This is a genomic window from Curtobacterium sp. MCBD17_035 (assembly GCF_003234815.2).
GTDB lineage: Bacteria > Actinomycetota > Actinomycetes > Actinomycetales > Microbacteriaceae > Curtobacterium.
In genome coordinates this window covers 2,366,469-2,388,695 of the sequence record NZ_CP126279.1, presented here as the reverse complement: position 1 = coordinate 2,388,695, position 22,227 = coordinate 2,366,469, and the positions used below count along the sequence as shown (strand labels likewise).

Sequence of the window (22,227 nt, the reverse complement as noted above, 5' to 3'; positions counted from 1 at the left end):
TGTGGTCGCCGATGACCTCCGCAGCTGTCCCGTCCGGTCCGTCGGCACCCGTCGCCCACTCCGTGCTGCAGGCGCTGCGGTCGCCGCGCTTGCTCACGCGCGAGGTGCTCGCTGGCGTCGTGACGGCGCTCGCCTTGATCCCCGAGGCGATCTCGTTCTCGATCGTCGCCGGGGTCGACCCGGCGGTCGGCCTGTTCTCGTCGTTCGTCATCGCGGTCGTGATCGCGTTCATCGGAGGTCGTCCTGCCATGGTCTCCGCGGCGGCCGGATCCGTGGCGCTGGTCGTCGCGCCGCTCATCCGGGACCACGGCATCGCGTACCTCGTGCCGACGATCGTCCTCGGCGGTGTGTTCCAGCTCGTGCTCGGCTTCCTCGGCGTCGCTCGTCTCATGCGGTTCATCCCGCGGAGCGTCAACGTCGCGTTCGTCAACGCGCTCGCGATCCTCATCCTCACCGCACAGCTGCCGAACCTGTTCGGTCGTGGCGTGCCGTTCGTCGTCTGGCCGCTCACGGCGCTCGGCATCGCGATCATCATCGCGTTCCCGCTCCTGACGAAGGCGGTGCCCGCCCCGCTCATCGCGGTGATCGTGGTCACCGCGCTCACGCTGCTGTTCCACGTCGACGTCCCGACGGTCGGGGACAAGGGCGCGCTGCCGTCGTCGCTGCCGACCTTCGCCGGGATCCGTGTGCCGCTCGACCTCGAGACGCTGCGGATCATCGCCCCGACGGCCTTCGGCATGGCGGTCGTGGGGCTCATCGAGACCCTGCTCACCGCACAGCTCGTCGACGCGCTCACGGACACCCGGTCGAGCGGGTGGCGCGAGTCGTGGGGGCAGGGCATCGCCAACGTCGTCAGTGCGTTCTTCGGCGGCACGGGCGGCTGCGCGATGATCGGCCAGACGGTCATCAACGTGAAGACGGCCGGGGCCCGGACCCGCGTCTCGACCTTCGTCGCCGGCGTCTCGGTGCTCGTGCTGACGGTGACCCTGCGCGGGGTGGTCGCCGAGATCCCGATGGCGGCGCTCACCGCCGTCATGGTCATGGTGTGCGTCGCGACGTTCGACTGGCACAGCGTCCGTCCGCGGACCCTCCGCCGGATGCCGCTCGGGGAGACGGGCGTCATGGTGATCACGGTCGTGGTCGTCGTGTTCACCGACAACCTCGCCACCGGCGTGCTCATCGGCGTCGTCGTGTCCGCGCTCGTGTTCGCCCGGAGGGTCGCCCACGTCGTGTCCGTCGAGCGGGAGGTCCGTGGCGACCTCGTCCGCTACCGCGTGCACGGCGCGCTCTTCTTCGCCTCGTCGAGCGATCTGCCCACGCGGTTCTCGTACGCCGAGGACCCGGCGCGGGTGGAGATCGACCTCGCCGGCGCCCAGGTGTGGGACGCGTCGACGGTCGCCGCGCTGGACGCCATCGAGCAGCGGTACGCGATGCACGGTGCGACCGTCGAGGTGGTGGGGCTCGACACCCGCTCGCTGCGGATCCACACGCGGTTGTCGGGCCACCTGTCCTGACGGGCCCGCCCGGGCCTCCCGGACGCCGCTGCTGAGCGGTTCCGCATACCCGTGCGGGAACTGGGTGGGAGGTGGACGCGCCGCCCGACCTACACTGGAGGCCATGCCCGCGACCCGCTTGCACCTCGTTCGTCACGGCGAGGTCCACAACCCCGATGGCGTCCTGTACGGACGCCTGCCGGGGTTCCGGCTGAGCGATCTCGGCCGACGCATGGCCGAGGCCGCCGCACGGTCGTTCGTCGACGCCGGTGTGGACGTCCGTGCGGTCGTCGCATCGCCCCTGCAGCGGACGCAGGAGTCAGCCGCGCCGTGGGCGGAGGCGTACGACCTCGACGTCCGGCTCGACGAGCGGCTCATCGAGCCGACGAACCGGTACGAGGGCCAGCCGCCGGGCTTCACACGGCGGTCGGTCGCCCGGCCGACGGAGTGGCCGTGGATCGCGAACCCGTTGCGGCCGAGTTGGGGCGAGGCCTACGCGTCCATCGCGAACCGCATGACGGCCGCGCTCGAGACCGCGTGGGGGAGCATCGACGGGGGTGACGTCGTCCTCGTGAGCCACCAGCTCCCGATCTGGACGGTGCACCGCCGGCTGGCCGGCGAGCACCTCTGGCACGACCCGCGTGCCCGTCGGTGCGCGCTGTCGAGCATCACGAGCGTGGAACGCCGTGGCGGACGCTTCGTCGAGGTCGGCTACGCCGATCCCGCGGGTCCGCTCCGGGCCGGAGCCGTCGACATGGGAGCAGTGTGATCACCACCAGCACGACCGTCCAACCGCGGCGCCGTTCGACCCGCGCCCGCCTCGCCGTCGCGATCACCGGTGCCGTCGTCGCGGCCCTCGCGCTCGCCGGCTGCTCGTCGAGCTCGAACGACCAGTTGACGAACCAGTACGGCAAGGGCACCACGCAGAACTACATCTCCGGCGACGGTGCGGTGACCGAGGTCGCCGCCGACAAGCGGAGCGCGCCCGTGACCTTCTCGGCCACCACCGACGACGGCGACCACGTGTCGAGTGCCGCGCTCAAGGGCAAGGTCGTCGTCCTCAACTTCTGGTACGCCGGGTGCCCGCCCTGTCGCGCCGAGGCGAAGTACCTCAACCAGTCGTACGGGACGTTCCAGGGCAAGGACGTCGCGTTCGTCGGGGTCAACGTGCGCGACCGGAAGCCGACCGCCCAGGCGTTCGAGCGCACCTTCCGGACGGCGTACGGCTCGGTCCTCGACGCCGACCACGGCACCATGCAGCTCGCCCTCTCGGGCACGATCGCCCCGAACTCCGTCCCCACCACGATCGTGCTCGACAAGCAGGGACGCGTCGCCGCGCGCGTCCTCGGTGCGGTCGACTCGTCGAGCATCATCGACACCCTCGTGAGCGACGAGCTCAACGGGAACGCCTGACCCGTGACCGGCGGCAACCCCTTCTCCGACGCGATCCTCAGCGGTCAGATGGCCGTCGCACTGCCCGTCGCGGCGCTCGCCGGGTTGGTGTCGTTCCTGTCGCCCTGCGTGCTGCCGCTCGTGCCCGGGTACCTCGGGTACGTCGGCGGCGTCACCGAGGTCGGGCGACGTCGTGGCCGCGTCCTGCTCGGCGTCCTGTTCTTCGTGCTCGGGTTCACGGTCGTCTTCGTCGCGTACACGACCGTGTTCGGCGCGCTCGGCTTCTGGCTCGTGCGCTGGCGCGACCTCATCACCCAGGTGCTCGGGGTCGTCGTCATCGCCATGGGGTTGGTGTTCGTCGGCCGGTTCACGTTCCTGCAGCGCACCGTCAAGCCGTCCTGGTCGCCCGCCACGGGCCTCGTCGGGGCGCCGCTGCTCGGCGTCGTGTTCGGCCTCGGCTGGACCCCGTGCCTCGGCCCGACGCTCGCCGCGATCAACCTGCTCAGCGTGCAGGCCGGCAGCGCGTGGCAGGGCATGTGGCTCGGCGTCGCCTACTGCATCGGACTCGGCATCCCGTTCCTGCTCGTCGCGCTCGGCGCCGGGTGGGCGTCGAGCGCCCTCCGCACGGTCCGGCGCCACATCCGCCTCGTCAACGTCATCGGAGGAGCGATCCTGATCGTCATCGGTCTGCTCATGGTCACCGGACTCTGGTCGGCCATCATGTCGAGCGTCGGGGCGGTGATCCAGAGCTATGTCCCGCTCGTCTGACATCCGGGAGGACCGGATCGCCGCAGCGGTTCCGGTCACGGACCGCACGTCCACGGCTGCCTCCGCCGGCATGGACGAGGCCGACGGCACGACGATCGTCGGCGATCCGATGCGCCCGTCCGACCACGTCGACGCCGCCCCCACGTCGGGCGGCACCGGTGGTGGCGGTACCGGCGGCGGTGGCGGTGGGGGCGGCGACGACGGCGGGGTGAACCAGCCCGCGCTGTCGTTCCTCGGCTACGTCCGGTTCTTCTGGCGCCAGCTGACGAGCATGCGCACGGCGCTGTTCCTGCTCATGCTGCTCGCGCTCGCCGCGATCCCCGGGTCGCTCGTGCCGCAGCGCACGGCCGACCCGAACGGCGTGACGCAGTACCAGGTCGACCACCCGACGTTGTACCCGGTCCTCGACAAGCTGCAGGTGTTCGACACCTACACCTCGGTGTGGTTCTCCGCGATCTACCTCCTGCTGTTCGTGTCCCTGATCGGCTGCATCATCCCGCGGACACGCCACCACTGGCAGGCCCTCCGGACCCGCCCGCCCCGCACGCCGGTTCGCCTCGGGCGCCTCGCCGGGTACCAGCGCATCGCGGTCGACCCGACCACGGTCACGGGTGGGGGGTCCGCGACGGGCCCGGCTCCGGCCCTCCCGACCGCCGAGACCGCCGTGACGAGCGCGATGACGCTCCTCAAGCGGTCCGGCTACCGGGTGGAGCGCTTCGGTGACTCGGTGAGCGCCGAGCGCGGCTACCTGCGCGAGACCGGGAACCTCGTGTTCCACACCGCGCTCGTCGGTGTCCTGCTCGCGGTCGGCATCGGTGGCGGGTTCAGCTACACGGGGCAGCGGCTCCTCGTCGAGGGCCAGACGTTCTCGAACGTGCTCGGCTCGTACGACTCGTTCAACCCGGGGCGCTGGTTCAGCCAGTCGCAGCTGCGCGGCTACAACCTGACGCTCGACGACTTCACGACGACGTACGAGCAGAAGAACCTCAACGCGCTCGGTCAGGCGACGGACTACAAGGCCGTCGTGACCGCCCGGACCAAGGGCGGTGCGGCGACCAAGCGCACCATCAAGGTGAACGACCCGTTGTCGATCGGCGGGACGAACGTGTACCTGCTCGGCAACGGGTACGCGATGGACGTCACCGTGCGCGACGGCGACGGGCACGTGGCGTTCGAGGACGTCGTCCCGTTCCTGCCGCAGGACACGAACTACACCTCGCTCGGCGTGGTCAAGGTCCCGGACGCGCAGCCGGACCAGCTCGGCATGGTCGGGTTCTTCTACCCCACTGCGGTCAAGCAGGCGACGGGCGCCTACACGTCGAACTACCCGGACACCGAGAACCCGCTGCTGAGCCTGCAGGTCTACACGGGCGACCTCGGCCTCGACGACGGCGTCCCGCGCTCCGTGTACCAGCTCTCGACGAAGGGGCTGCGGCAGATCGCGGGGACGACGGCGGCGCACGGCGCGATCGAGCTCGAGCCGGGCCAGACGAAGCGACTGCCCGACGGCACCGGCTCGATCACCTTCAACGGCGTCAAGCGGTACGTCTCGCTCGACGTCCACCACGACGCCTCGCAGCTGTGGGTCGCCGGGTTCGCGATCCTCGCGGTCGCCGGACTCCTCACCTCGCTGTTCGTGCCGCGTCGGCGGGTGTGGGTCAAGGCCGTCGCCCGCCCTGGCGAGGACGGCTTCGACCTCGAGTACGCCGGTCTGGCGCGCGGCGAGGACCCGAACCTCGAGCGCGCGGTCGACGAGATCGCCGAGCGGCACACGGCCGGGCTCGGGGTGGTGCCGACGGCGGGGGCCTCGCTGACCTGACGCGCGCTGGCGTCCCGATCGGGACGCCGGCGGCGCGGGTCGTGCTCCGCCCGTACCGGCACACGGGCGGGTCCTGGTTGCATCGACCGGGAGGAGGCCCGATGCGTTCGATCGACTACAGCGACGCCCACGTGCTGACGGGGGACGCCATCGCCGATGCCGTCGTGGACTACGCGGCCGAGCTGGCGCACCAGGCGACGGCCGAGCCCGTGCGGATCCCGGCCCGAGCCGCCGACGGGTCGGTGGTGCACGTGTCGCTCCTCGTCGGGCCGGCGAGCGAGATCGTGCTCTCGGACGTCCCGGACGCGGACGGCGAGGAACTCGTCGACGACGAGACGGTGACGGAGATCCGCCGGCGGATCATGCTCCTGCGCGAGCCGCAGCCCATCACGACACGACTCGAGGACATCGTCGCCCCGGGCGACGAGGAGGTCTGAGCGATGGGACATCTGACGTACGGCGCGATGCGCCTCGGGATGGAGATCGAGGACCGCACGCTCGCGCACCTGCAGGTCGTGATCGTGAACCGGCTGCGACGCGGGGACAGCTTCGCGTTCTCGTGGAAGGACGACGTCCGCGTCGGCGACGGCCGCACCACGATCTGGTTGCACCCGTACTGCGAGCTGCACTTCAAGTTCATCGGGGGCCGACCTCCGCGCCTCAACCGGGCGTGGATCGCGGCACTCGACGACGCGGCGGGCAGCGGGACGGGCCTGTACCTGCTCGCGGAACCCCCGGAGGGCGAGGCGCAGACGCGGCGGCCCGAGCTGTCGACCGGAGCGGTGTGAACCGGGGGACGCCCGCGGTGCGGATCCGCTCAGACTGCGCCCGCTCGACCGCCCCGGCCCCGGCAGGGTCAGGGGCGCGCGGTACCATCAGGGGGTGAACGACATGACCTCGGACCTCGCGCAGTACTCGGTCGTCCTCGTGTACTCGGCGATGGCCGTGTACCTCATCGCGTTCATCTCGTTCATCCTCGACGTCGCCAAGCGGTCCGGGGACGTGCAGCTCGAGCGCTCGGCGCGGCAGGAACAGCGGGCCGAGGCGCGGACGGTCGCGACGGTCCAGGGCGGCACGGTCGTGCTCGAGCGGGTCGAGGCGCCGGTCGACCGGCCCCGGTCGGGCAGCCGCTTCGAGCGCGTCGGCATGGCGATGATGGTGCTCGGGCTCGTGATCCACGTCGGGTCGATCGTGCTCCGCGGTGTCGCCGCGCACCGCGTGCCGTGGGCGAACATGTTCGAGTTCTCGCTCACCGGCACCGGGATCATCGTCGCGATCTTCCTCGCCGTGCAGTTCTGGCAGAACCTGAAGTTCCTCGGCGTGTTCGTCAGCGGACTCGTCCTGATCCTGCTCGGCATCGCGACCGTCAACTTCTACGTCGACGTCGTGCCGCTCCCGCCGGCGCTGCAGTCGTACTGGCTCGTCCTCCACGTGTTCGTGGCGATCTGCGGCACGGGCTTCTTCGCCCTCGGCGCCGGGCTCGCGGTGTCACAGCTCGTGCAGACCTACCGGCAGGGCCACGGCGGCGACGTCAAGCAGCTCCGCTTCATGGAGACCCTCCCCGACGCCGACCGGCTCGAGGTCATGACCTACCGCGTGCTGCTCGTCGGGTTCGTGCTCTGGACCTTCACCCTCATCGCGGGCGCGATCTGGGCCGAGCGTGCCTGGGGCCGCTACTGGGGGTGGGACACCAAGGAGGTCTGGACCTTCATCATCTGGGTGATCTACGCCGGGTACATCCACGCGCGCGCGACCCGTGGATGGCGGGGTGCGCGGTCGTCCTGGCTGGCCCTCATCGGGTTCGCGGCCGTGATGTTCAACTTCTCGGTCGTCAACCTGTTCTTCAAGGGGCTGCACAGCTACTCCGGACTGTGAGGCAGCGCGGGCGCCTGCCCGTCCCGTCACGCGGTGAGGACTGCGTGCGTCCGACGCAGCCGCTCGATCCACCAGGAGCGGCGGTCGGGCGCGGCTGCGTGGCGCTCCAGCAGGTCCGGCGCGACGTCGACGCGACGGACCGCGATCCTCCCGTCCTGCGGCAGGATCGGCCGGGCCGTGACGTCGGCACGGAACATCGCGGCGGTGCCGAGTCCCGAGGCGAACCCGTCAGCCGCCACCGCTGCGGCGAGGTGCGCGCCCATGCTGATCCCGACGGACGTGTCGAGCGCGCTCGAGACGACGCACGGCAGCCCGGCCTCGGCGACGACGCGCCCCGCCGCGGTGATCCCACCGAGGGGCTGCGCCTTGACGACGAGGACGTCCGCGGCACCCGCGCGCGCGACGGCGAGCGGGTCCTCTGCCTTGCGCACGCTCTCGTCGGCCGCGATCGCGACGCCCAGCCCCTGGAGACGCCGTCGCAGCGCCGCGAGTTCCGGCACGGTCGCGCACGGCTGCTCGGCGTACTGCAGGCCGAACGGCGCGAGGGCCTCGAGCGCCCGTGCGGCGTCGTCGACCGACCACAGTCCGTTCGCGTCGACGCGCACGGCGGCGTCGTCGCCCATCACGGCCCGGACCGCACGGACCCGGGCGACGTCGTCGGCGAGGCCGGTGCCCGGCTCCGCGACCTTGACCTTGGCCGTCCGGCACCCGGGGTAGCGGGCGAGCACGTCGGGGACCGCGTCCGCGGGCACCGCGGGCACGGTCGCGTTGACGGGCACGGTGTCGGCGTCCGCCCGATGCGGTCGCCAGCCGAAGTCGACGGCGGCGCGGAGCCATGCGGCCGCCTCGGCGTCGTCGTACTCGACGAACGGCGAGAACTCGGTCCAGCCCTCGGGGCCACGCAGCAGCATGGCCTCGCGCACCGTGATCCCGCGGAACCGGACACGCATGGGCAGCGCCACGACGTGCGCGGCGGCCAGGAGCTCGTCGATCGACGGGATCGGAGCGGTGGGTGGGGGAGTCACGGTCGTCACCCCCCGATCCTCCCAGGCGCGCTCAGGTGCCGCGCCGTGTGCTCGGAGGCGACCGCCAGTTCCGGCCGTTAGCATCCTCAGGTCGAGCGGCCGCCGGGTCGCGCGAACCAGGGACGGGAACGACCAGGAACGGTCGGAGATGACGCGGGGAGAGCCGGTGACGCCGAAGTCGCAGCAGCGCACCGGAGGCCGTCGACCCGCCTCGTCCACGCGTCGTGTCGCTCCCGACGGCGGCCGTGGGGTGCGGGCCGTCGACCGGTCCGACGAGTTCGCGCAGCTGCTGCGGACGAACACGGTCGACGTCGACCGGCCGCCCAGTCGTGCCCGCCGGAGCCCGGTCGTCGGCAAGGTCGGGCTGGCCCTGGCCGTGGCGAGTGTGGCGGTGGACGCGAGTGCGTTCGCCGTCTTCATGGGCGGCGAGGTCGACTTCGCGGGCGGGATCTGCTTCGTGGTGGTGTTCCTCACCGTGATCGCCGCGGTGCTCGGGTTCGTCGCCGCGGTGGGCGGTCTCGGCCGCTGGTACGGCGTCGTGGCGGTGTTCATCGCGTTCGCCGCGAACCCCGTCGTCATCGTGGTCGTCCTCGTCGTGGCGGCGCCCGAGGTGCTCACGCAGTTCGGCAGCTGACCGAGGCCGAGGCTGAAGCCGGTCGGGGCCGCCGGATAGGCTCGGAGCATGGCTGCACCCGTCTCCGACACCTTCGATCCCGACGTCTGGGACGCGGCGCCGATCGCCGCGTCGTTCACGGACATCACGTACCACAAGCACGTGTCGGGCGGGATCGTCCGCATCGCCTTCGACCGTCCCGAGGTCCGGAACGCGTTCCGACCGCGCACCGTCGACGAGCTGTACCGCGCGCTCGACGACGCCCGGCAGGACCACCGCGTCGGCTGCGTGCTCCTGACCGGCAACGGACCGAGCCCGAAGGACGGGGGCTGGGCGTTCTGTTCGGGCGGCGATCAGCGCATCCGCGGCCGCAGCGGCTACGAGTACGTCGGCGACGAGGGCGCCCCGCCCGAGGGCGTGGACCCGGCGGCGGCACAGGCGTCGATGGGGCGCCTGCACATCCTCGAGGTCCAGCGCCTCATCCGGATGATGCCGAAGGTCGTCATCGCGGTCGTGTCCGGTTGGGCGGCCGGCGGTGGGCACTCCCTGCACGCGGTGTGCGACCTGACCATCGCGAGCGCGGAGCACGGCCGGTTCAAGCAGACGGACGCCGACGTCGGCTCGTTCGATGGCGGGTACGGCAGCGCCTACTACGCCCGGCAGATCGGCCAGAAGGCCGCGCGCGAGGTCTTCTTCCTCGCCCGGGAGTACAGCGCCCAGCGTGCCTACGAGATGGGCGCGGTGAACCTCGTGGTCCCGCACGCGGACCTCGAGCGGACCGCGATCGAGTGGGGCGAGACCATCCTCGGCAAGTCACCCACCGCGATCCGGATGCTCAAGTACGCGTTCAACGCGGTCGACGACGGCCTGGTCGGGCAGCAGGTGTTCGCCGGCGAGGCCACGCGGCTCGCGTACGCCTCGGACGAGGCCGTGGAGGGGCGTGACGCGTTCCTCGAGAAGCGCACGCCGGAGTGGACCGCGTACCCGTGGCACTACTGATGCATCGGTGGGGCGTGACGGCGGTGAGCCGACGCCGATGACGCGGCCGCTCCTCCCGGTCCCCACCGACGACCCGTTCGACGTGCTGCGGGCGCTCGAGTCCGCGCTGTCGGGCGGGCCGGCGATCCTGCCGCGGACGACGTCGCCCCGGTCGGCGTCGGTGCCCTCGCCGGACCCGACGTCCTCCACACCGCCCGCCGTCGTGCCGCGTCGGGTCGCCCTCGTGGTCGAGACGAGCGGATCGACCGGCGCCGCGAAGCGGGTCGCGCTGTCGTCCGAGGCGCTGTTGGCCGGCGCCGCGGCGGCGGACGCGGCGCTCGGCGGTCCGGGCGGTTGGGTGCTGGCGCTGCCGACGCACTACATCGCCGGTCTCAACGTCCTCACCCGCTCCGTCGCCGCGGGCACCAGCCCCGTCGTCGTGCCGCCCGGGCATTTCGACCCGACGGCGTTCGCCGACGCGGTCGACCGCCTGCACACCGACCGCCGGTACACGTCGCTCGTCCCGGCGCAGCTGGCACGCGTGCTCGACGATGCCCGCGCGACCGCCGCGCTGGCCGGGCTCGACGCGGTGCTCGTCGGGGGACAGGCGACCCCGATCGCGCTGCGCGACCGCGCGCGTGCCGCCGGTGCCCGGATCGTCACCACCTACGGCGCGAGCGAGACGAGCGGCGGCTGCGTGTACGACGGTGTCCCGCTCGGCCCGGTCCGCACGCGGCTCGTCGATGGCGGCCTCGAACTGTCCGGTCCGATGCTCGCCGAGGGGTACCTGGACGACCCGGAGCGCACCGCCGCCGCGTTCGTCGAGGGCGACGGGCTCCGCTGGTACCGCACCGCGGACGCCGCCGAGATCGCGGCCGACGGCACGGTGCGTGTGGTCGGCCGCCTCGACGACGTCGTCATCTCCGGCGGCGAGAAGGTCGCGCTCGGCGCGGTCGAACGGGTCGTCCGGGAGGCCCCGGGCCAGTCCAGCGCGGTCGTCACCCGCCGCGCCTCCGACCGCTGGGGCGAGGTGCCCGTCGTCGTGACCGACGTCGCGGTGGAGGTCGCGGTGCTCCGGGAGCGCGTCGGCGCCGTGCTCGGTCGTGCCGCCCGGCCGGCCGCCGTCGTGGTGGTCGACGCCGTGCCCATGCTCCCGACGGGCAAGCCGGACCGACGCGCGGTGCAGCGGCTCGCCGCCGACGCCGCTCCCAGCGGCTCGATGGACACCTGACGATACGATCGGTGGCCGTGGCACAACGAGGCAAGGGACCCCGACCGACGTCGAAGCGCCGATCCGGACGGCCCGGTGGCCGACCGGTCGGGCGCTCCCAGAAGGCGACCGCACGCGACTGGATCGGCGGCGCCCGGCTCCGCACCCTCACGCTCGGCGTCGTCCCGGTCGTGCTCGGGACCGCCGTCGCGTACGTCGACGGTGGGTACGACCTCGGCATCGCGCTGCTGTGCCTCGCGGTCGCCCTGTTCCTGCAGATCGGGGTGAACTACAGCAACGACTACTCCGACGGCGTCCGCGGCACCGACCGCTACCGCGTCGGCCCGGCGCGGCTCACGGGCTCCGGCAGAGCGCGTCCGCGGACGGTGCTCACCGTCGCGCTGACGTTCTTCGGGCTCGCGGCGGTCGCGGGTGTCGTGATCGTCGTGCTCACCGGGCTCTGGTGGCTCCTGGCGGTCGGCGCCGCGGCGATCCTGGCCGCGTGGTTCTACACGGGTGGCAAGCGGCCGTACGGGTACAACGCGCTCGGCGAGGTCTTCGTGTTCGTGTTCTTCGGCCTCGTCGCGGTGCTCGGGACCGAGTTCGTCCAGATCCACCACGTGACCCTGAACGCCTGGGCCGCGGCGGTCGCCGCCGGGCTGTTCGCATGCGCCGTGCTCATGGTCAACAACATCCGGGACATCGACGAGGACCGTCTGGCGGGCAAGCGCACCCTGGCGGTCGTGCTCGGCAGCCGCGCCGCGCGGACCCTGTACGTCCTGTTCCTCGTCCTGCCGTACGTCGTGCTCGTGTGGTTCGTCGTGCTGTACTTCCGCACGGGCTACACGTACTTCACGCTGCTCCTGGCGCTGCCGGCCGCGATCATCGGCGCGACGTCGAGCCGCCCGCGAGAGCTCATCACGGCGCTGCAGCTGTCGTCGTTCTCGGCGCTCGCGTACGGCATCGTGCTCGGCATCGCGCTCGCGCTGCAGCCCTAGGGCGGACAGCGATCGCGACGTCGCTGCCAGGGCGGCTGCCTCCGCCAGGAGGTCTGCGGCAGCGGGGGCCGGGCTCCAGCGGGATCAGGCCCCGGCGGGATCAGGCCCCGGCGGGATCAGGCGTCAGCGGGATCAGGCGTCAGCGGGATCAGGCGTCGGCGCGGGGCGACGCGGGACGCTCGACGACGCCCGGCTCAGCGCTCCGGGCCGGGTCGACCGACGGAGCAGCGGAGTCCTCGGCGTCGACGAAGTCGTCCTCGAAGTCGGTGTCCTCGTCGTGGTCGGGCCCGCGTCGCCGCTCGGCGAAGCTGGTCGCCACCTGCCACCGCAGCTTCGGCAGCGCGATGTACGAGATGAGCAGCCCGACGAGCGCGGCGCCGATCGTCGCCACGGGCCACGGCAGCCGGATGACGAGGAAGACCGCGAGCAGGACCGCGAAGATCCCGATCCTCGCCAGGGAGTACACCAGCCACGACTTCACCCGATGATTCTACGGTCGGGCGACGACGCGGGAGCTGAGCGTCCGGCGACCGGTGTGCACGTCCCGGCGCGTCCCAGCCGGAGCGACCTACACTCCGTCCATGGTGAAGTTCCTCATCGGCGCCGTCGTCGCCGCCGTTGCGTTCACCGTGTACGCCGTCATCGACTGTGCATGGGTGCCGCGCGATCGGGTCCGTGCCCTCAACAAGCCCCTGTGGATCGTCCTCGTCGTCGTCCTGCCGATCATCGGCGCCGTGCTCTGGTACCTGCTCGGGCGGGCCCCGGCACGGGCGGTGCCCCGGCAGCGGTACCGTGGGCCGGACGACGACCCGGACTTCCTCGGCGCCACCGCGCGCGCCGGGATGACCCGCAGCGAGAAAGAGCAGAGCGACGCAACCCTCCGGCACCTCGAACAACAGCTCGCCGACCTCGACGACGACCCCGGCGCCAGCGGCGGCCCCGGCGGCGACCGCCCCGACCGGTAGTCCCGGCAGCGATTCCCCGATCCGGCCCGCAGGGTCCGGGAGCCCGGCGACCGACTTCGCGGTGGCGTTCCTGCTCGAGCTGGCCCGCGCCGGCGTCACGGACGTCGTCGTGAGCCCGGGGTCGCGGTCGCAGGCCCTCGCCCTGGCCGCGGCCGCCGTCGAGCGCGCCGGTGCCCTCCGGGTCCACGTCCGGCTCGACGAGCGGACCGCCGCGTTCTTCGCGCTCGGACTCGCGGTCGAGACGCAACGGCCGGCCGCGGTCGTCACGACGTCCGGGACGGCCGTGGCGAACCTCCACCCGGCCGTGCTCGAGGCCCACCACTCGGGCGTCCCGATGATCGTGGTGAGCGCCGACCGACCCGACGAGCTCCGTGGCATCGGCAGCAACCAGACCACGCACCAGCCGGGGGTCTTCGGCGCCGCCACGCGGTTCGTCCGGGACGTCGAGGCGCCGACCACCCACGGAGTGGACGACTCCACCCGGGCCACGCTCCGGGCACTCGTCCGCCAGGCCGTCGCGGCGGCGGCCGGCCACGACGGGCCTCCCGGGCCGGTGCAGGTGAACCTCGCCTTCCGCGAGCCGCTCTCGGCCGCGGTCGCGGCCGTGACGGCCCCCGAGCCGCACGAGGTCGACGCCGACTTCGCCACCCGTCGCACCGGACCCGCACCCGAGCGCGACCACGACCTGGTCGTCGACGCCGACCCCGCCACGGTGGTGGTCGCGGGCCACGACGCCGGCGCGGACGCCGAGCGCATCGCGTGGGAGCTCGGCGCCCCCCTCCTGGCCGAGGTCTCGAGCGGCGCCCACTTCGGTCGCAACCTCGTCGTGGCCTACCGTCAGCTGCTCCGTGACCTCGCCTTCGGCGGTCGCGTCCGCCGCGTGGTGGTGCTCGGGCACCCGACGCTCAGTCGTGAGGTCCCGGCGCTCCTCCAGCGCGCGGACGTCGAGGTCGTCGTGGTGCGGGGCGCAGCGGCCGAGGCGTACGACCCCGGTAGCGCCGCCCGTCCTCCGCACCCGGCCGTCGTCGTCCCGGGCATCCGCGTCGACGGGCGCCCGGGGCCGGAGCACCGCGCATGGGTGGGCACCTGGGTGGGTGCGAGCCGTGCCCTCCTCGGCGACGGGGACACCGCCCCCGATCTCGACGCCAAGCGGTCCGCCGACCGTGCGGAACGGGCGCAGTTCTTCCGCGACGAGCTCGCGGTGCGGCGGCGTCCCGTGGACCGGGCGATGCTCGTCGACGCGGTCTGGGGTGCCACCTGGCCGCACGACCGCCTCGTGTTCGGTGCGTCGCTGCTCATCCGGGTGGCGGACGGCCGCGTCCCGGGCAAGAAGGTGCGGGTGCACGCGAACCGCGGACTGGCGGGCATCGACGGCACGATCTCGACCGCGCTCGGCATCGCCGCCGGAGTCGAGGCCTCGGGCGCGACGGGGGGCACGACCCGCGTCCTCGTCGGCGACCTGACGTTCCTGCACGACCTCGGCGGGCTGGTGACGGGCGTCGAGGAGCGGCGCCAGCGCCTCCAGATCGTGGTCGGCAACGACGGCGGGGGTGCGATCTTCGGCGGGCTCGAGGTCGCCGCGACGACCGACCCGGCGGACATGCGCCGGATGATGGCGACACCGCAGGTGGTCGAGATCGAGCCCGTCGTCCGTGGCCTCGGGTGGGAGTACCGTCGCGCCGCCACCTGGGCCGAGCTCGAGCAGGTCCTCACGGATCCGGCCGACCGACTCGTCATCGAGGTGCCGCTCCAGGTCTGACCGCCTCCTGGGGTGGCCGGGAGGTCCGGCTCAGGCGAGCGCGTCGGTGACGGGCCGGAGCTTCAACGCCGTCTCCGCGACCTCGCGGTCCGGTACGGACCCGGCGACGATCCCGGCACCGGCCCACGCGGTCACGGTGCCGTCGTCGTCGATCTGCGCGCTCCGCAGCGCGAGCATCCACTCGCCGTCGCCGGAGGCACCCATCCATCCCACGGGTCCGGCGTATCGGCCGCGGTCCGTGCCCTCCAGTCGGGCGATGAGGTCGAGCGCAGCCGCTCGCGGCGTCCCGGCCACCGCCGCGGTGGGGTGGAGGACGTCGGCGACGTCGAGGGCGGTCGTGCCCTCGGGCAGCGTGGCCGACACGTCGCTGGCGAGGTGCCAGAGGTTCGGGAGCTGCAGGCGGAACGGTGCGGGATCGGCCCGCACGTCCGTGGCGACCGTGCCGAGCGCCTCGACGAGGCTCGCCCGCGCGAAGGCGTGTTCCTCGAGGTCCTTCGGGTCGGCGGCCAGGGACTCCGCGGCGAGGCGGTCCGATTCGGCGTCCGCACCGCGCGCGGCACTGCCCGCGAGCACCCGCGCGGTGAGCGTCCGCCCGTCGGTACGGGCGAGTGTCTCCGGCGTCGCGCCGACGAGGCCGTCGACCGCGAACGTCACGCAGTCCGGGTACGCCGCGGCGAGGTCGACGAGGACCCCCCGGCGGTCGGCGTCGGCCGGGAGGCGCGCCACGCGGTCACGGGCGAGCACCACCTTCTCGACCCCGCCGGCGCGGATCACCCGGACGGCCTCGGCGACCGCGGCCGCGTAGGCGTCCTCGTCGATGCGACCGGGACCGAACGCGGCCGAGAGGTGGGCGGGCGCCGGGGTGGGCAGGGTGATCGACGCGGTCGCGGTGGTCGGGACGACGTCCGCCACGACCGCGGGGAACGCGTCGCCGTCGAGGGGCTCGGGGTCGATCGTCGTCATCCACGCCCGCCCGTGACGGCGACCGATGACGATCCGCGGCACGACGAGCACGCTCGGGGCGGCGGAGTCGTCGGCGAAGGCGAAGGCCCCGAACGCGACGAGTCCGGTCCCGCGGACCCGGAGGCCGTCCTCGACGGTGGCGCGCTCCACGAGGCGGCGCCAGGTGGCGGAGGCGTCGCGCATCCGGGCCGGGCCGGTGAACACGAACCGCACGGCCTCGCCGATGCCGACGATGCCGTCACCGCGCCGGACGAAGGCGAGGGGACGGTCGGGGAGCGTCGCGGCCAGCACGTCCCCCGGGTCGTCCAGCATGCGGGTCGCGACGGTCAGACGGGGGGTCTCGACGGCGGTCAGGGGCACCCCACGATGGTACGCGTCCGGCCTCGGCGGGCCCGCCGTCGTACGGCTGCCGTCCGGCGTCGACCAACTAGGATGGCTCCTCGTGAGCAGGGCGGACATGGAGAAGCGGCCGGACGAGGTGGCGGCGATGTTCGACGACGTCGCGGCACGGTACGACCTGACGAACGACATCCTCTCGGCGGGCAACGCGGCGCTCTGGCGCGTGGCGACGACCCGCGCGGTGGACCCCCGGCCGGGCGAACGTGTGCTCGACCTCGCCGCCGGCACCGGGACGAGCTCGGTCGCGTTCGCCAAGCGCGGCGCCGAGGTCACGGCGCTCGACCTGTCCGCGGGCATGATCGAGGTCGGCCGACAGCGTCACCCCGAGATCACCTTCGTCCACGGTGACGCCGAGCAGCTCCCCTTCGAGGACGATTCGTTCGACGCCGTCAGCATCTCCTTCGGGCTCCGCAACGTCAACGAGCCGTCCGTGGCGCTCGCCGAGATGTACCGGGTGCTCAAGCCCGGGGGCCGCGTCGTCATCTGCGAGTTCTCGACCCCGCCGCTCGCCGTCCTGCGCCTGTCGTACACGGCCTACCTCAAGCGGGTCCTGCCGGGCATCGCGCGGCTGTCGAGCAGCAACCCGGCGGCGTACCGGTACCTCGCCGAGTCGATCTCCGCGTGGCCCGACCAGCAGGTGCTGAGCCAGTGGCTGCGCGGTGTGGGGTTCACGATGGTGGCGTACCGGAACCTCACCGCCGGTATCGTGGCACTCCACCGCGGTCGCAAGCCGGTCGCGGGTGCCGTGCGCGAGTCCGCCGCACGCCGGGCGAAGGCACGGCGTGCCCACCAGCCGACGGGGGAGCAGCCCCGCGTCGGGACGGAGCCGGACGCGCCCGCGACGGAACGACCGGGAGCGTGACCGCCGGGGCCAGCCCCGCGGCCGAGCCCACCGATCCGGTCCACGACGAACGGTCCGCGTCGGACCCAGTCCCCAGTACGGAGCAGCAGTGAACCCGAGTGTCCCCGTCGCCCGACGCGCGCCCAGCCTGCGTGCCTCGCTCGGCGTCGGTGAGCGGATGTTCGCGACCCCCGCGGAGCGCCGGTTCGTCGGCCGGATCGACGACGGGCTCGAACTCGTCGAACAACAGCTCGACGAGGCCATGCGGTCGGCCGACACCCTCGCCGACACGACGAGCCGCTACCTGCTGTCGGCTGGCGGCAAGCGCATCCGCCCCACCCTGACCCTGCTCATCGCGCAGCTCGGCGAGGGCGTGACCGACGCCGTGGTCCGTGCCGCCGTGAGCGTCGAGATGACCCACCTCGCCTCGCTGTACCACGACGACGTCATGGACGAGGCGCCGGTCCGACGGGGTGTGCCGAGCGCCCACGTGACCTACGGCAACAACGTCGCGATCCTGACGGGTGACCTGCTCTTCGCCCGCGCGAGCCTCATCACGGCCGAGCTCGGCGTCGAGGGCATCCGCATGCAGGCCGAGACCTTCGCCCGCCTGTGCCTCGGGCAGCTCCACGAGACGACCGGCCCCGGCCCGGACGACGACCCGGTCGCGCACTACATCCAGGTGCTGAGCGACAAGACGGGGTCCCTCATCGCCACCGCTGCCCGCGCCGGGATCATGTTCTCCGGAGCCGACCGGACGTACCTGCCGGCCGTCGCGGAGTTCGGCGAGAAGGTCGGGGTCGCCTTCCAGCTCGTCGACGACGTCATCGACCTCGCCCCCGCCGGTGACCGCACGGGCAAGATCACGGGCAACGACCTCCGCGCCGGTGTCGTCACGCTGCCGCTCCTGCACCTGCGGCGCGCCGCGGCGACGGACGCCGCGGCGGCGGACCTCGTCCGGCGCATCGAACGCGACGTCACCGGTGCCGCGGACGACGCGGTGACGAGCGCGCCGTACCTGTCGGCGGTCACGGACCTCCGCGAGCACGAGGCCACCGCGGCCACCCGCGCCGTCGCGCACCGCTGGGCGGACGAGGCCGTCGCGGCCATCGCACCGCTGCCGTCCGGGCCGGTCAAGCGCGCCCTCACCCGCTTCGCGGAGTCGGTCGTCGACCGCACCCGCTGACCCGCGACGCTCGTCGCACGCCGAACAAGAACTGGAGCACACGGTGACCACTCTCCGACTCGCGATCGTCGGTGCAGGCCCCGCCGGCATCTACGCCGCCGACATCCTCAAGCGCGAGGCACGCGGGTTCGACGTCTCGATCGACCTGTTCGAGCAGCTCCCCGCGCCGTACGGTCTCGTCCGGTACGGCGTCGCACCGGACCATCCCCGGATCAAGGGCATCATCAACGCACTCCGCGACGTCCTCGACGGCGGTGCCGTCCGCGTGTTCGGCAACGTCCGGTTCGGCCAGGACATCACCCTCGACGACCTCAAGCGGCACTACAACGCGGTCGTGTTCTCCACCGGGGCGATCAAGGACGCCGAGCTCGACGTGCCGGGCGTCGACCTCGAGGGCTCGTTCGGCGCCGCGGACTTCGTGAGCTGGTTCGACGGCCACCCCGACGTCCCGCGCACCTGGCCGCTGGAGGCCGAGAGCGTCGCGGTCATCGGCAACGGCAACGTGGCGCTCGACGTCGCGCGGATCCTCGCCAAGCACGCGGACGACCTGCTCCCGACGGAGATCCCGGACAACGTGTACGAGGGCCTCAAGGCGTCGCCCGTCACCGACGTGCACGTCTTCGGGCGCCGCGGCCCCGCGCAGGTCAAGTTCACGCCGCTCGAGCTCCGCGAGCTCGGCGAGGTGCCGGACGTCGACATGGTCGTGTACGACGAGGACTTCGACTACGACGAGGCGTCCAAGGCCGCCGTGGCGACGAACAAGCAGGTCATGGTGATCGACCGCGTCCTGCAGCAGTGGCGCAAGCGCGAGCCCGGCACGGCGTCACGCCGGCTGCACCTGCACTTCCACGCGCGGCCGGTCGAGATCGTCGGTGCCGACGGCAAGGTGACCGCCTTGCGGTACGAGCGCACCCGGCCCGACGGTCAGGGCGGCGTCGAGGGCACCGGCGAGTTCCGCGAGGTCCCGGTGCAGGCCGTGTATCGCGCGGTGGGCTACTTCGGGTCGCCGGTGCCCGGTGTCCCGTTCGACGAGCGCCACGGCGTCATCCCGAACCACGAGGGTCAGGTGCTCGACGACGACAACCAGCAGATGCCGGGTGTCTACGCGACGGGGTGGATCAAGCGCGGACCGGTCGGACTGATCGGGCACACGAAGTCCGACGCGATGGAGACCGTCCAGCACCTCGTCACCGACCAGGCGAGCTGGTGGAGTCCGGAGGACCCGTCGGAGGAGGCCGTCCCGGCCCTGCTCCGCGAGCGCGGCGTCGAGTACACGGACCTCGACGGCTGGCACGCCCTCGACGCGCACGAGATCGCGCTCGGCGAGCCGGCGGGGCGTGCGCGCGTCAAGGTGGTCCCGCGCGAGGACATGGTGGACGTCTCGCTCCGCCGGGGCGCCACACAGCGGGTCTGACCGACCCGTGGCGCCGTCCGGCGGCCGCCTCGTGGGGGTCGACCTCGCGCGGGCACTCGCGCTCGCCGGCATGGTCGTGGCGCACGTCGGGGCGGTGTCCCAGACCGTGGCGTGGTCGGACCCGTCCACCTGGTCCGCCGTCGTGAACGGGCGCTCCTCCGCACTCTTCGCGCTGCTCGCGGGGGTGTCGGTCGCGCTCGTCACGGGTCGGACTCGCCCGTTCGCTCCGCCCGCGATGGCCGCCGCCCGGATCCGGCTGGTGGTCCGGGCGGTCCTCCTGGTCGCGCTCGGGGTGCTGCTCGTGGCACTCGGCACGTCCGTGGCCGTGATCCTGCCGACGTACGGGGCGCTGTTCCTGCTGGTCGTCCCGGTCCTGCGGTGTCCCCGGTCGGTCCTGCTGTCGTTCGCCGCGGGGGCGGTCGCGCTGTCGGTCCCGGTCGCGCTCGCGACCGCCGCGCTGTTCGCCCACGCGGACGCCGCGACGGCGCAGTTCGGCCGGACGTACCCGGTCCTCACGTTCCTCGGGTTCCTGTTCGTCGGACTCGCGGTGGGGCGGAGCGACCTCCCCGCTCGCCGGACGCAGATGCTGCTCGTCGTCATGGGGACGGCGCTCGCCGTCGCCGCGTACACGGTCGGTGCGGTCGTCGCGCCGGTCGACCCCGCGGTGGTCGTCGTCACCGGGGTGCCCTCGGCCGGCGGCGCGACGGGACCGTCAGCGGTCGTGCAGGAGTGGCTGTCGCCGCGGGCCCACTCGTCGTCGGTCGTCGACGTCCTCGGCTCGACCGGGGTGGCCGTCGCGGTCCTCGGCGCCTGTCTGCTCCTGACCGAACGCCGAGCCCGGCTGGCGCGGATCGTGTGGCCCGCGGTGGCGGTCGGCAGCATGCCGTTGTCCGTCTACGCGCTGCACATCGTCGCGATCGCCGTGCTCGCGCACACCCTCGGGCCGACCGAGGGTCCCGCCGTGGCGGCCTCGTTCCTGCTCGGCGCGGTGCTCGTCGCCGTGCTTTGGCGGCACCGGTTCCGGCGCGGTCCGCTCGAGATGCTCCTCGCCGCGGCTACTGCAGGGCCGCGGTGAGCCGCGCGACGTTGTCGAGCACCTGCGAACGGGTGGGCCGCTCGAGCCACTCGTCGAGCGTGATCTCGAACGCGTCACGGCGGTAGGCGTCCTGGACCTCGCGGAGCGCGTCGACGAAGCGGTGTCCTCGGACCATGACCGATATCTCGAGGTTGAGGCTGAACGACCGCATGTCCATGTTGCTCGATCCGATCACCGAGACGGCGTCGTCGATCGTGAAGTGCTTGGCGTGCAGGATCGTCGGCTTGTTGTACAGGTAGATCCGGACGCCGGCGCGCAGCAGCCCCTCGTAGTAGGAGCGCTGGGCGTGCCAGGTCAGGGCGTGGTCACCGATCTCGCCGACGAAGAGCTCGACCGCCACGCCGCGTTGCGCCGTCGTCGTGATCGCGTAGAGCATCGACTCGTCCGGCACGAAGTACGGGCTCGTGATCACGACGCGCTCCTGCGCCGCGTAGAGCAGCGCGTTGAAGAGGCGGAGGTTGTTCTCGCCGTCGTACCCGGGGCCCGAGGGGACCACCTGGCAGTCGAGGGCGTCCTGCCGGTCGGCGCGGTGGACCGGGTCGCTCTCGCGCACGAGGAGCTCGTCCGTCTCCGAGTACCAGTCGGTCACGAACAGCGCGTTGATCCCCGCGACCACGGGACCCTCGAACCGGACCATGAGGTCCTTCCAATGCAGACCCCGTCGGCGGTTGATCCCCGTGTCGTAGCTCGAGTCGATGAGGTTCTGCGAGCCCGTGAACCCGAGCCCGCCGTCGACGACGAGGAGCTTGCGGTGGTTCCGGAGGTCCGGACGCTGGTACTTCCCGCGCAGGGGCTGCACGGGGAGCATGAGATGCCATTGCGCCCCGATCTCGTCGAGGCGCGCGAGCGTCGCCCGGTACCCCGGGTAGCCGCGGCTCGCGATGTGGTCGAGCAGGAACCGGACCGTCACACCGCGCTGCACCGCTCGCCCGAGCGCGTCGAAGAACGGGGCGGTCGTCTCGTCGAGCGTCGCGATGTAGAACTCGACGTGCACGAAGCGCCGCGCGGTGTCGACCGCACGGGTCATCTCGGCGATCGACTCCTCGTAGTCCGGGTAGAGCTCCGCGGAGTTGCCGCCGACGAGCGGCATCGACCCGAGGTTGCGGTTCAGCTCACTGACGCCGTGCAGCCAGGACGGCCAGCTCGGTTCCCGCCGCACCCGGTCCATGCCCTCGGTCTGGTCGAGGATGTACTGGTTGATCTCGGCCTGCTTCTCGCGGCGTGCCTTCGGCAGCTTCGTCGAGCCGATGAGCAGGAAGACGATGAACCCGAGGTACGGGATCAGGAAGATCGCGAGCAGCCACCCCGTCGCCGTCTGTGGTTTGCGGTTGATCGGCACGTAGATGATCGAGAACGCGCGGATCGCGAGGTCGAGCAGGACGAGCAGGACGATGACGGCGACGTCGAGCCAGTGCTCCACAGCGGGCCTCCGG

Annotated in this window: 22 protein-coding genes; 18 read left to right on the top strand and 4 right to left on the bottom strand. The window is 72.6% G+C overall.

The genetic code is table 11. The annotated features are described in order from the left end of the window. Nucleotides 1-11: 11 nt before the first annotated feature. The 8 genes from DEI93_RS11245 (at nt 12) to ccsB (ending at nt 7,347) form a co-directional block, all read left to right on the top strand. Complete coding sequence (locus tag DEI93_RS11245; protein ID WP_220037848.1) at nt 12-1,514, top strand: SulP family inorganic anion transporter; 1,503 nt, start codon at nt 12-14, stop codon at nt 1,512-1,514. A gap of 103 nt (nt 1,515-1,617) precedes the next feature. Continuing rightward, nucleotides 1,618-2,262, top strand: coding sequence for a histidine phosphatase family protein (locus DEI93_RS11240; protein ID WP_111071319.1), 645 nt, complete (start codon nt 1,618-1,620; stop codon nt 2,260-2,262). After that, a complete protein-coding gene (locus tag DEI93_RS11235; RefSeq protein ID WP_258368505.1) occupies nt 2,259-2,906 on the top strand; it encodes a TlpA family protein disulfide reductase in 648 nt (215 codons plus the stop codon). The genes DEI93_RS11240 and DEI93_RS11235 overlap by 4 nt, the downstream gene beginning before the upstream one ends. A gap of 48 nt (nt 2,907-2,954) precedes the next feature. Beyond that, nucleotides 2,955-3,653, top strand: coding sequence for a cytochrome c biogenesis CcdA family protein (locus tag DEI93_RS11230; protein ID WP_111009609.1), 699 nt, complete (start codon nt 2,955-2,957; stop codon nt 3,651-3,653). A gap of 109 nt (nt 3,654-3,762) precedes the next feature. Further along, nucleotides 3,763-5,472 (top strand): cytochrome c biogenesis protein ResB, encoded by a 1,710-nt coding sequence (gene resB / locus DEI93_RS11225; RefSeq protein WP_111119310.1) that lies wholly within the window; start codon nt 3,763-3,765, stop codon nt 5,470-5,472. A 101-nt stretch (nt 5,473-5,573) separates the two neighbouring features. Beyond that, on the top strand, nt 5,574-5,909 hold the full coding sequence (locus DEI93_RS11220; RefSeq protein ID WP_111009418.1) for a hypothetical protein: 336 nt from the start codon (nt 5,574-5,576) through the stop codon (nt 5,907-5,909). Nucleotides 5,910-5,912: 3 nt separating this feature from the next. Further along, on the top strand, nt 5,913-6,260 hold the full coding sequence (locus tag DEI93_RS11215; RefSeq protein ID WP_111009419.1) for a DUF7882 family protein: 348 nt from the start codon (nt 5,913-5,915) through the stop codon (nt 6,258-6,260). 103 nt (nt 6,261-6,363) lie between these two features. Continuing rightward, the gene (gene ccsB / locus DEI93_RS11210) at nt 6,364-7,347 is read left to right on the top strand and encodes a c-type cytochrome biogenesis protein CcsB (RefSeq protein ID WP_111009420.1); all 984 of its coding nucleotides are present in this window, start codon (nt 6,364-6,366) and stop codon (nt 7,345-7,347) included. A 26-nt stretch (nt 7,348-7,373) separates the two neighbouring features. On the opposite strand, the gene DEI93_RS11205 is transcribed toward ccsB, so the two are convergent. Next, nucleotides 7,374-8,381 carry an o-succinylbenzoate synthase gene (locus tag DEI93_RS11205; RefSeq protein ID WP_258372171.1) on the bottom strand — a complete coding sequence of 336 codons (1,008 nt, stop codon included), beginning with the start codon at nt 8,379-8,381 and terminating at the stop codon, nt 7,374-7,376. A 139-nt stretch (nt 8,382-8,520) separates the two neighbouring features. Between DEI93_RS11205 and DEI93_RS11200 the strand changes: the two genes are divergently transcribed. Genes DEI93_RS11200 through DEI93_RS11185 form a run of 4 tightly spaced genes read left to right on the top strand, consistent with a single transcriptional unit; the run spans nt 8,521 to nt 12,171 of the window. Further along, nucleotides 8,521-9,006: a hypothetical protein gene (locus DEI93_RS11200; RefSeq protein WP_146244352.1), complete on the top strand. Its 486-nt coding sequence runs from the start codon at nt 8,521-8,523 to the stop codon at nt 9,004-9,006. Nucleotides 9,007-9,054: 48 nt separating this feature from the next. Then, nucleotides 9,055-9,984 (top strand): 1,4-dihydroxy-2-naphthoyl-CoA synthase, encoded by a 930-nt coding sequence (locus DEI93_RS11195; protein ID WP_111119231.1) that lies wholly within the window; start codon nt 9,055-9,057, stop codon nt 9,982-9,984. A gap of 37 nt (nt 9,985-10,021) precedes the next feature. Further along, nucleotides 10,022-11,194 carry an AMP-binding protein gene (locus DEI93_RS11190; RefSeq protein WP_111119312.1) on the top strand — a complete coding sequence of 391 codons (1,173 nt, stop codon included), beginning with the start codon at nt 10,022-10,024 and terminating at the stop codon, nt 11,192-11,194. Nucleotides 11,195-11,211: 17 nt separating this feature from the next. Continuing rightward, nucleotides 11,212-12,171, top strand: coding sequence for a 1,4-dihydroxy-2-naphthoate polyprenyltransferase (locus DEI93_RS11185; RefSeq protein ID WP_111119313.1), 960 nt, complete (start codon nt 11,212-11,214; stop codon nt 12,169-12,171). A gap of 148 nt (nt 12,172-12,319) precedes the next feature. Here the strand turns inward: DEI93_RS11185 and DEI93_RS11180 are convergent, their stop codons facing one another. Beyond that, the gene (locus tag DEI93_RS11180) at nt 12,320-12,652 is read right to left on the bottom strand and encodes a DUF4229 domain-containing protein (RefSeq protein ID WP_111013548.1); all 333 of its coding nucleotides are present in this window, start codon (nt 12,650-12,652) and stop codon (nt 12,320-12,322) included. Between the two features lie 100 nt (nt 12,653-12,752). On the opposite strand from DEI93_RS11180, the gene DEI93_RS11175 reads away from it, so the two are divergent. Both DEI93_RS11175 and menD read left to right on the top strand, forming a co-directional pair. Then, entirely contained in the window at nt 12,753-13,136 is a 384-nt protein-coding gene (locus DEI93_RS11175) for a PLD nuclease N-terminal domain-containing protein (RefSeq protein WP_111009424.1), read from the top strand. A 61-nt stretch (nt 13,137-13,197) separates the two neighbouring features. Then, nucleotides 13,198-14,895, top strand: coding sequence for a 2-succinyl-5-enolpyruvyl-6-hydroxy-3-cyclohexene-1-carboxylic-acid synthase (gene menD, locus DEI93_RS11170; RefSeq protein WP_258372172.1), 1,698 nt, complete (start codon nt 13,198-13,200; stop codon nt 14,893-14,895). A 30-nt stretch (nt 14,896-14,925) separates the two neighbouring features. Here menD and DEI93_RS11165 read toward each other — a convergent pair whose 3' ends face one another. After that, nucleotides 14,926-16,212 (bottom strand): isochorismate synthase, encoded by a 1,287-nt coding sequence (locus DEI93_RS11165; protein ID WP_375334628.1) that lies wholly within the window; start codon nt 16,210-16,212, stop codon nt 14,926-14,928. An 88-nt stretch (nt 16,213-16,300) separates the two neighbouring features. On the opposite strand from DEI93_RS11165, the gene DEI93_RS11160 reads away from it, so the two are divergent. From DEI93_RS11160 to DEI93_RS11145, 4 genes are all read left to right on the top strand, one after another. Beyond that, a complete protein-coding gene (locus DEI93_RS11160; protein ID WP_111071428.1) occupies nt 16,301-17,119 on the top strand; it encodes a demethylmenaquinone methyltransferase in 819 nt (272 codons plus the stop codon). A gap of 88 nt (nt 17,120-17,207) precedes the next feature. After that, nucleotides 17,208-18,284, top strand: coding sequence for a polyprenyl synthetase family protein (locus tag DEI93_RS11155; protein WP_111036815.1), 1,077 nt, complete (start codon nt 17,208-17,210; stop codon nt 18,282-18,284). 43 nt (nt 18,285-18,327) lie between these two features. Further along, nucleotides 18,328-19,698 carry an FAD-dependent oxidoreductase gene (locus DEI93_RS11150; protein ID WP_111036814.1) on the top strand — a complete coding sequence of 457 codons (1,371 nt, stop codon included), beginning with the start codon at nt 18,328-18,330 and terminating at the stop codon, nt 19,696-19,698. A gap of 7 nt (nt 19,699-19,705) precedes the next feature. Then, the gene (locus tag DEI93_RS11145; protein WP_111119233.1) at nt 19,706-20,773 is read left to right on the top strand and encodes a DUF418 domain-containing protein; all 1,068 of its coding nucleotides are present in this window, start codon (nt 19,706-19,708) and stop codon (nt 20,771-20,773) included. Here DEI93_RS11145 and cls read toward each other — a convergent pair. Then, nucleotides 20,754-22,214: a cardiolipin synthase gene (gene cls / locus DEI93_RS11140; protein WP_111036812.1), complete on the bottom strand. Its 1,461-nt coding sequence runs from the start codon at nt 22,212-22,214 to the stop codon at nt 20,754-20,756. The genes DEI93_RS11145 and cls overlap by 20 nt on opposite strands. Nucleotides 22,215-22,227: the final 13 nt, after the last annotated feature.

What these genes read in the sequence shown, in the direction of transcription:
- DEI93_RS11200 (WP_146244352.1), top strand. Translation starts at nt 8,521, where the DNA reads ATGACGCGGGGAGAGCCGGTGACGCCGAAGTCGCAGCAGCGCACCGGA.
- DEI93_RS11190 (WP_111119312.1), top strand. Translation starts at nt 10,022, where the DNA reads ATGACGCGGCCGCTCCTCCCGGTCCCCACCGACGACCCGTTCGACGTG.
- DEI93_RS11245 (WP_220037848.1), top strand. Translation starts at nt 12, where the DNA reads ATGACCTCCGCAGCTGTCCCGTCCGGTCCGTCGGCACCCGTCGCCCAC.
- ccsB (WP_111009420.1), top strand. Translation starts at nt 6,364, where the DNA reads ATGACCTCGGACCTCGCGCAGTACTCGGTCGTCCTCGTGTACTCGGCG.
- DEI93_RS11240 (WP_111071319.1), top strand. Translation starts at nt 1,618, where the DNA reads ATGCCCGCGACCCGCTTGCACCTCGTTCGTCACGGCGAGGTCCACAAC.
- resB (WP_111119310.1), top strand. Translation starts at nt 3,763, where the DNA reads ATGCGCCCGTCCGACCACGTCGACGCCGCCCCCACGTCGGGCGGCACC.
- DEI93_RS11175 (WP_111009424.1), top strand. Translation starts at nt 12,753, where the DNA reads ATGGTGAAGTTCCTCATCGGCGCCGTCGTCGCCGCCGTTGCGTTCACC.
- DEI93_RS11230 (WP_111009609.1), top strand. Translation starts at nt 2,955, where the DNA reads ATGGCCGTCGCACTGCCCGTCGCGGCGCTCGCCGGGTTGGTGTCGTTC.
- DEI93_RS11220 (WP_111009418.1), top strand. Translation starts at nt 5,574, where the DNA reads ATGCGTTCGATCGACTACAGCGACGCCCACGTGCTGACGGGGGACGCC.
- DEI93_RS11215 (WP_111009419.1), top strand. Translation starts at nt 5,913, where the DNA reads ATGGGACATCTGACGTACGGCGCGATGCGCCTCGGGATGGAGATCGAG.
- DEI93_RS11195 (WP_111119231.1), top strand. Translation starts at nt 9,055, where the DNA reads ATGGCTGCACCCGTCTCCGACACCTTCGATCCCGACGTCTGGGACGCG.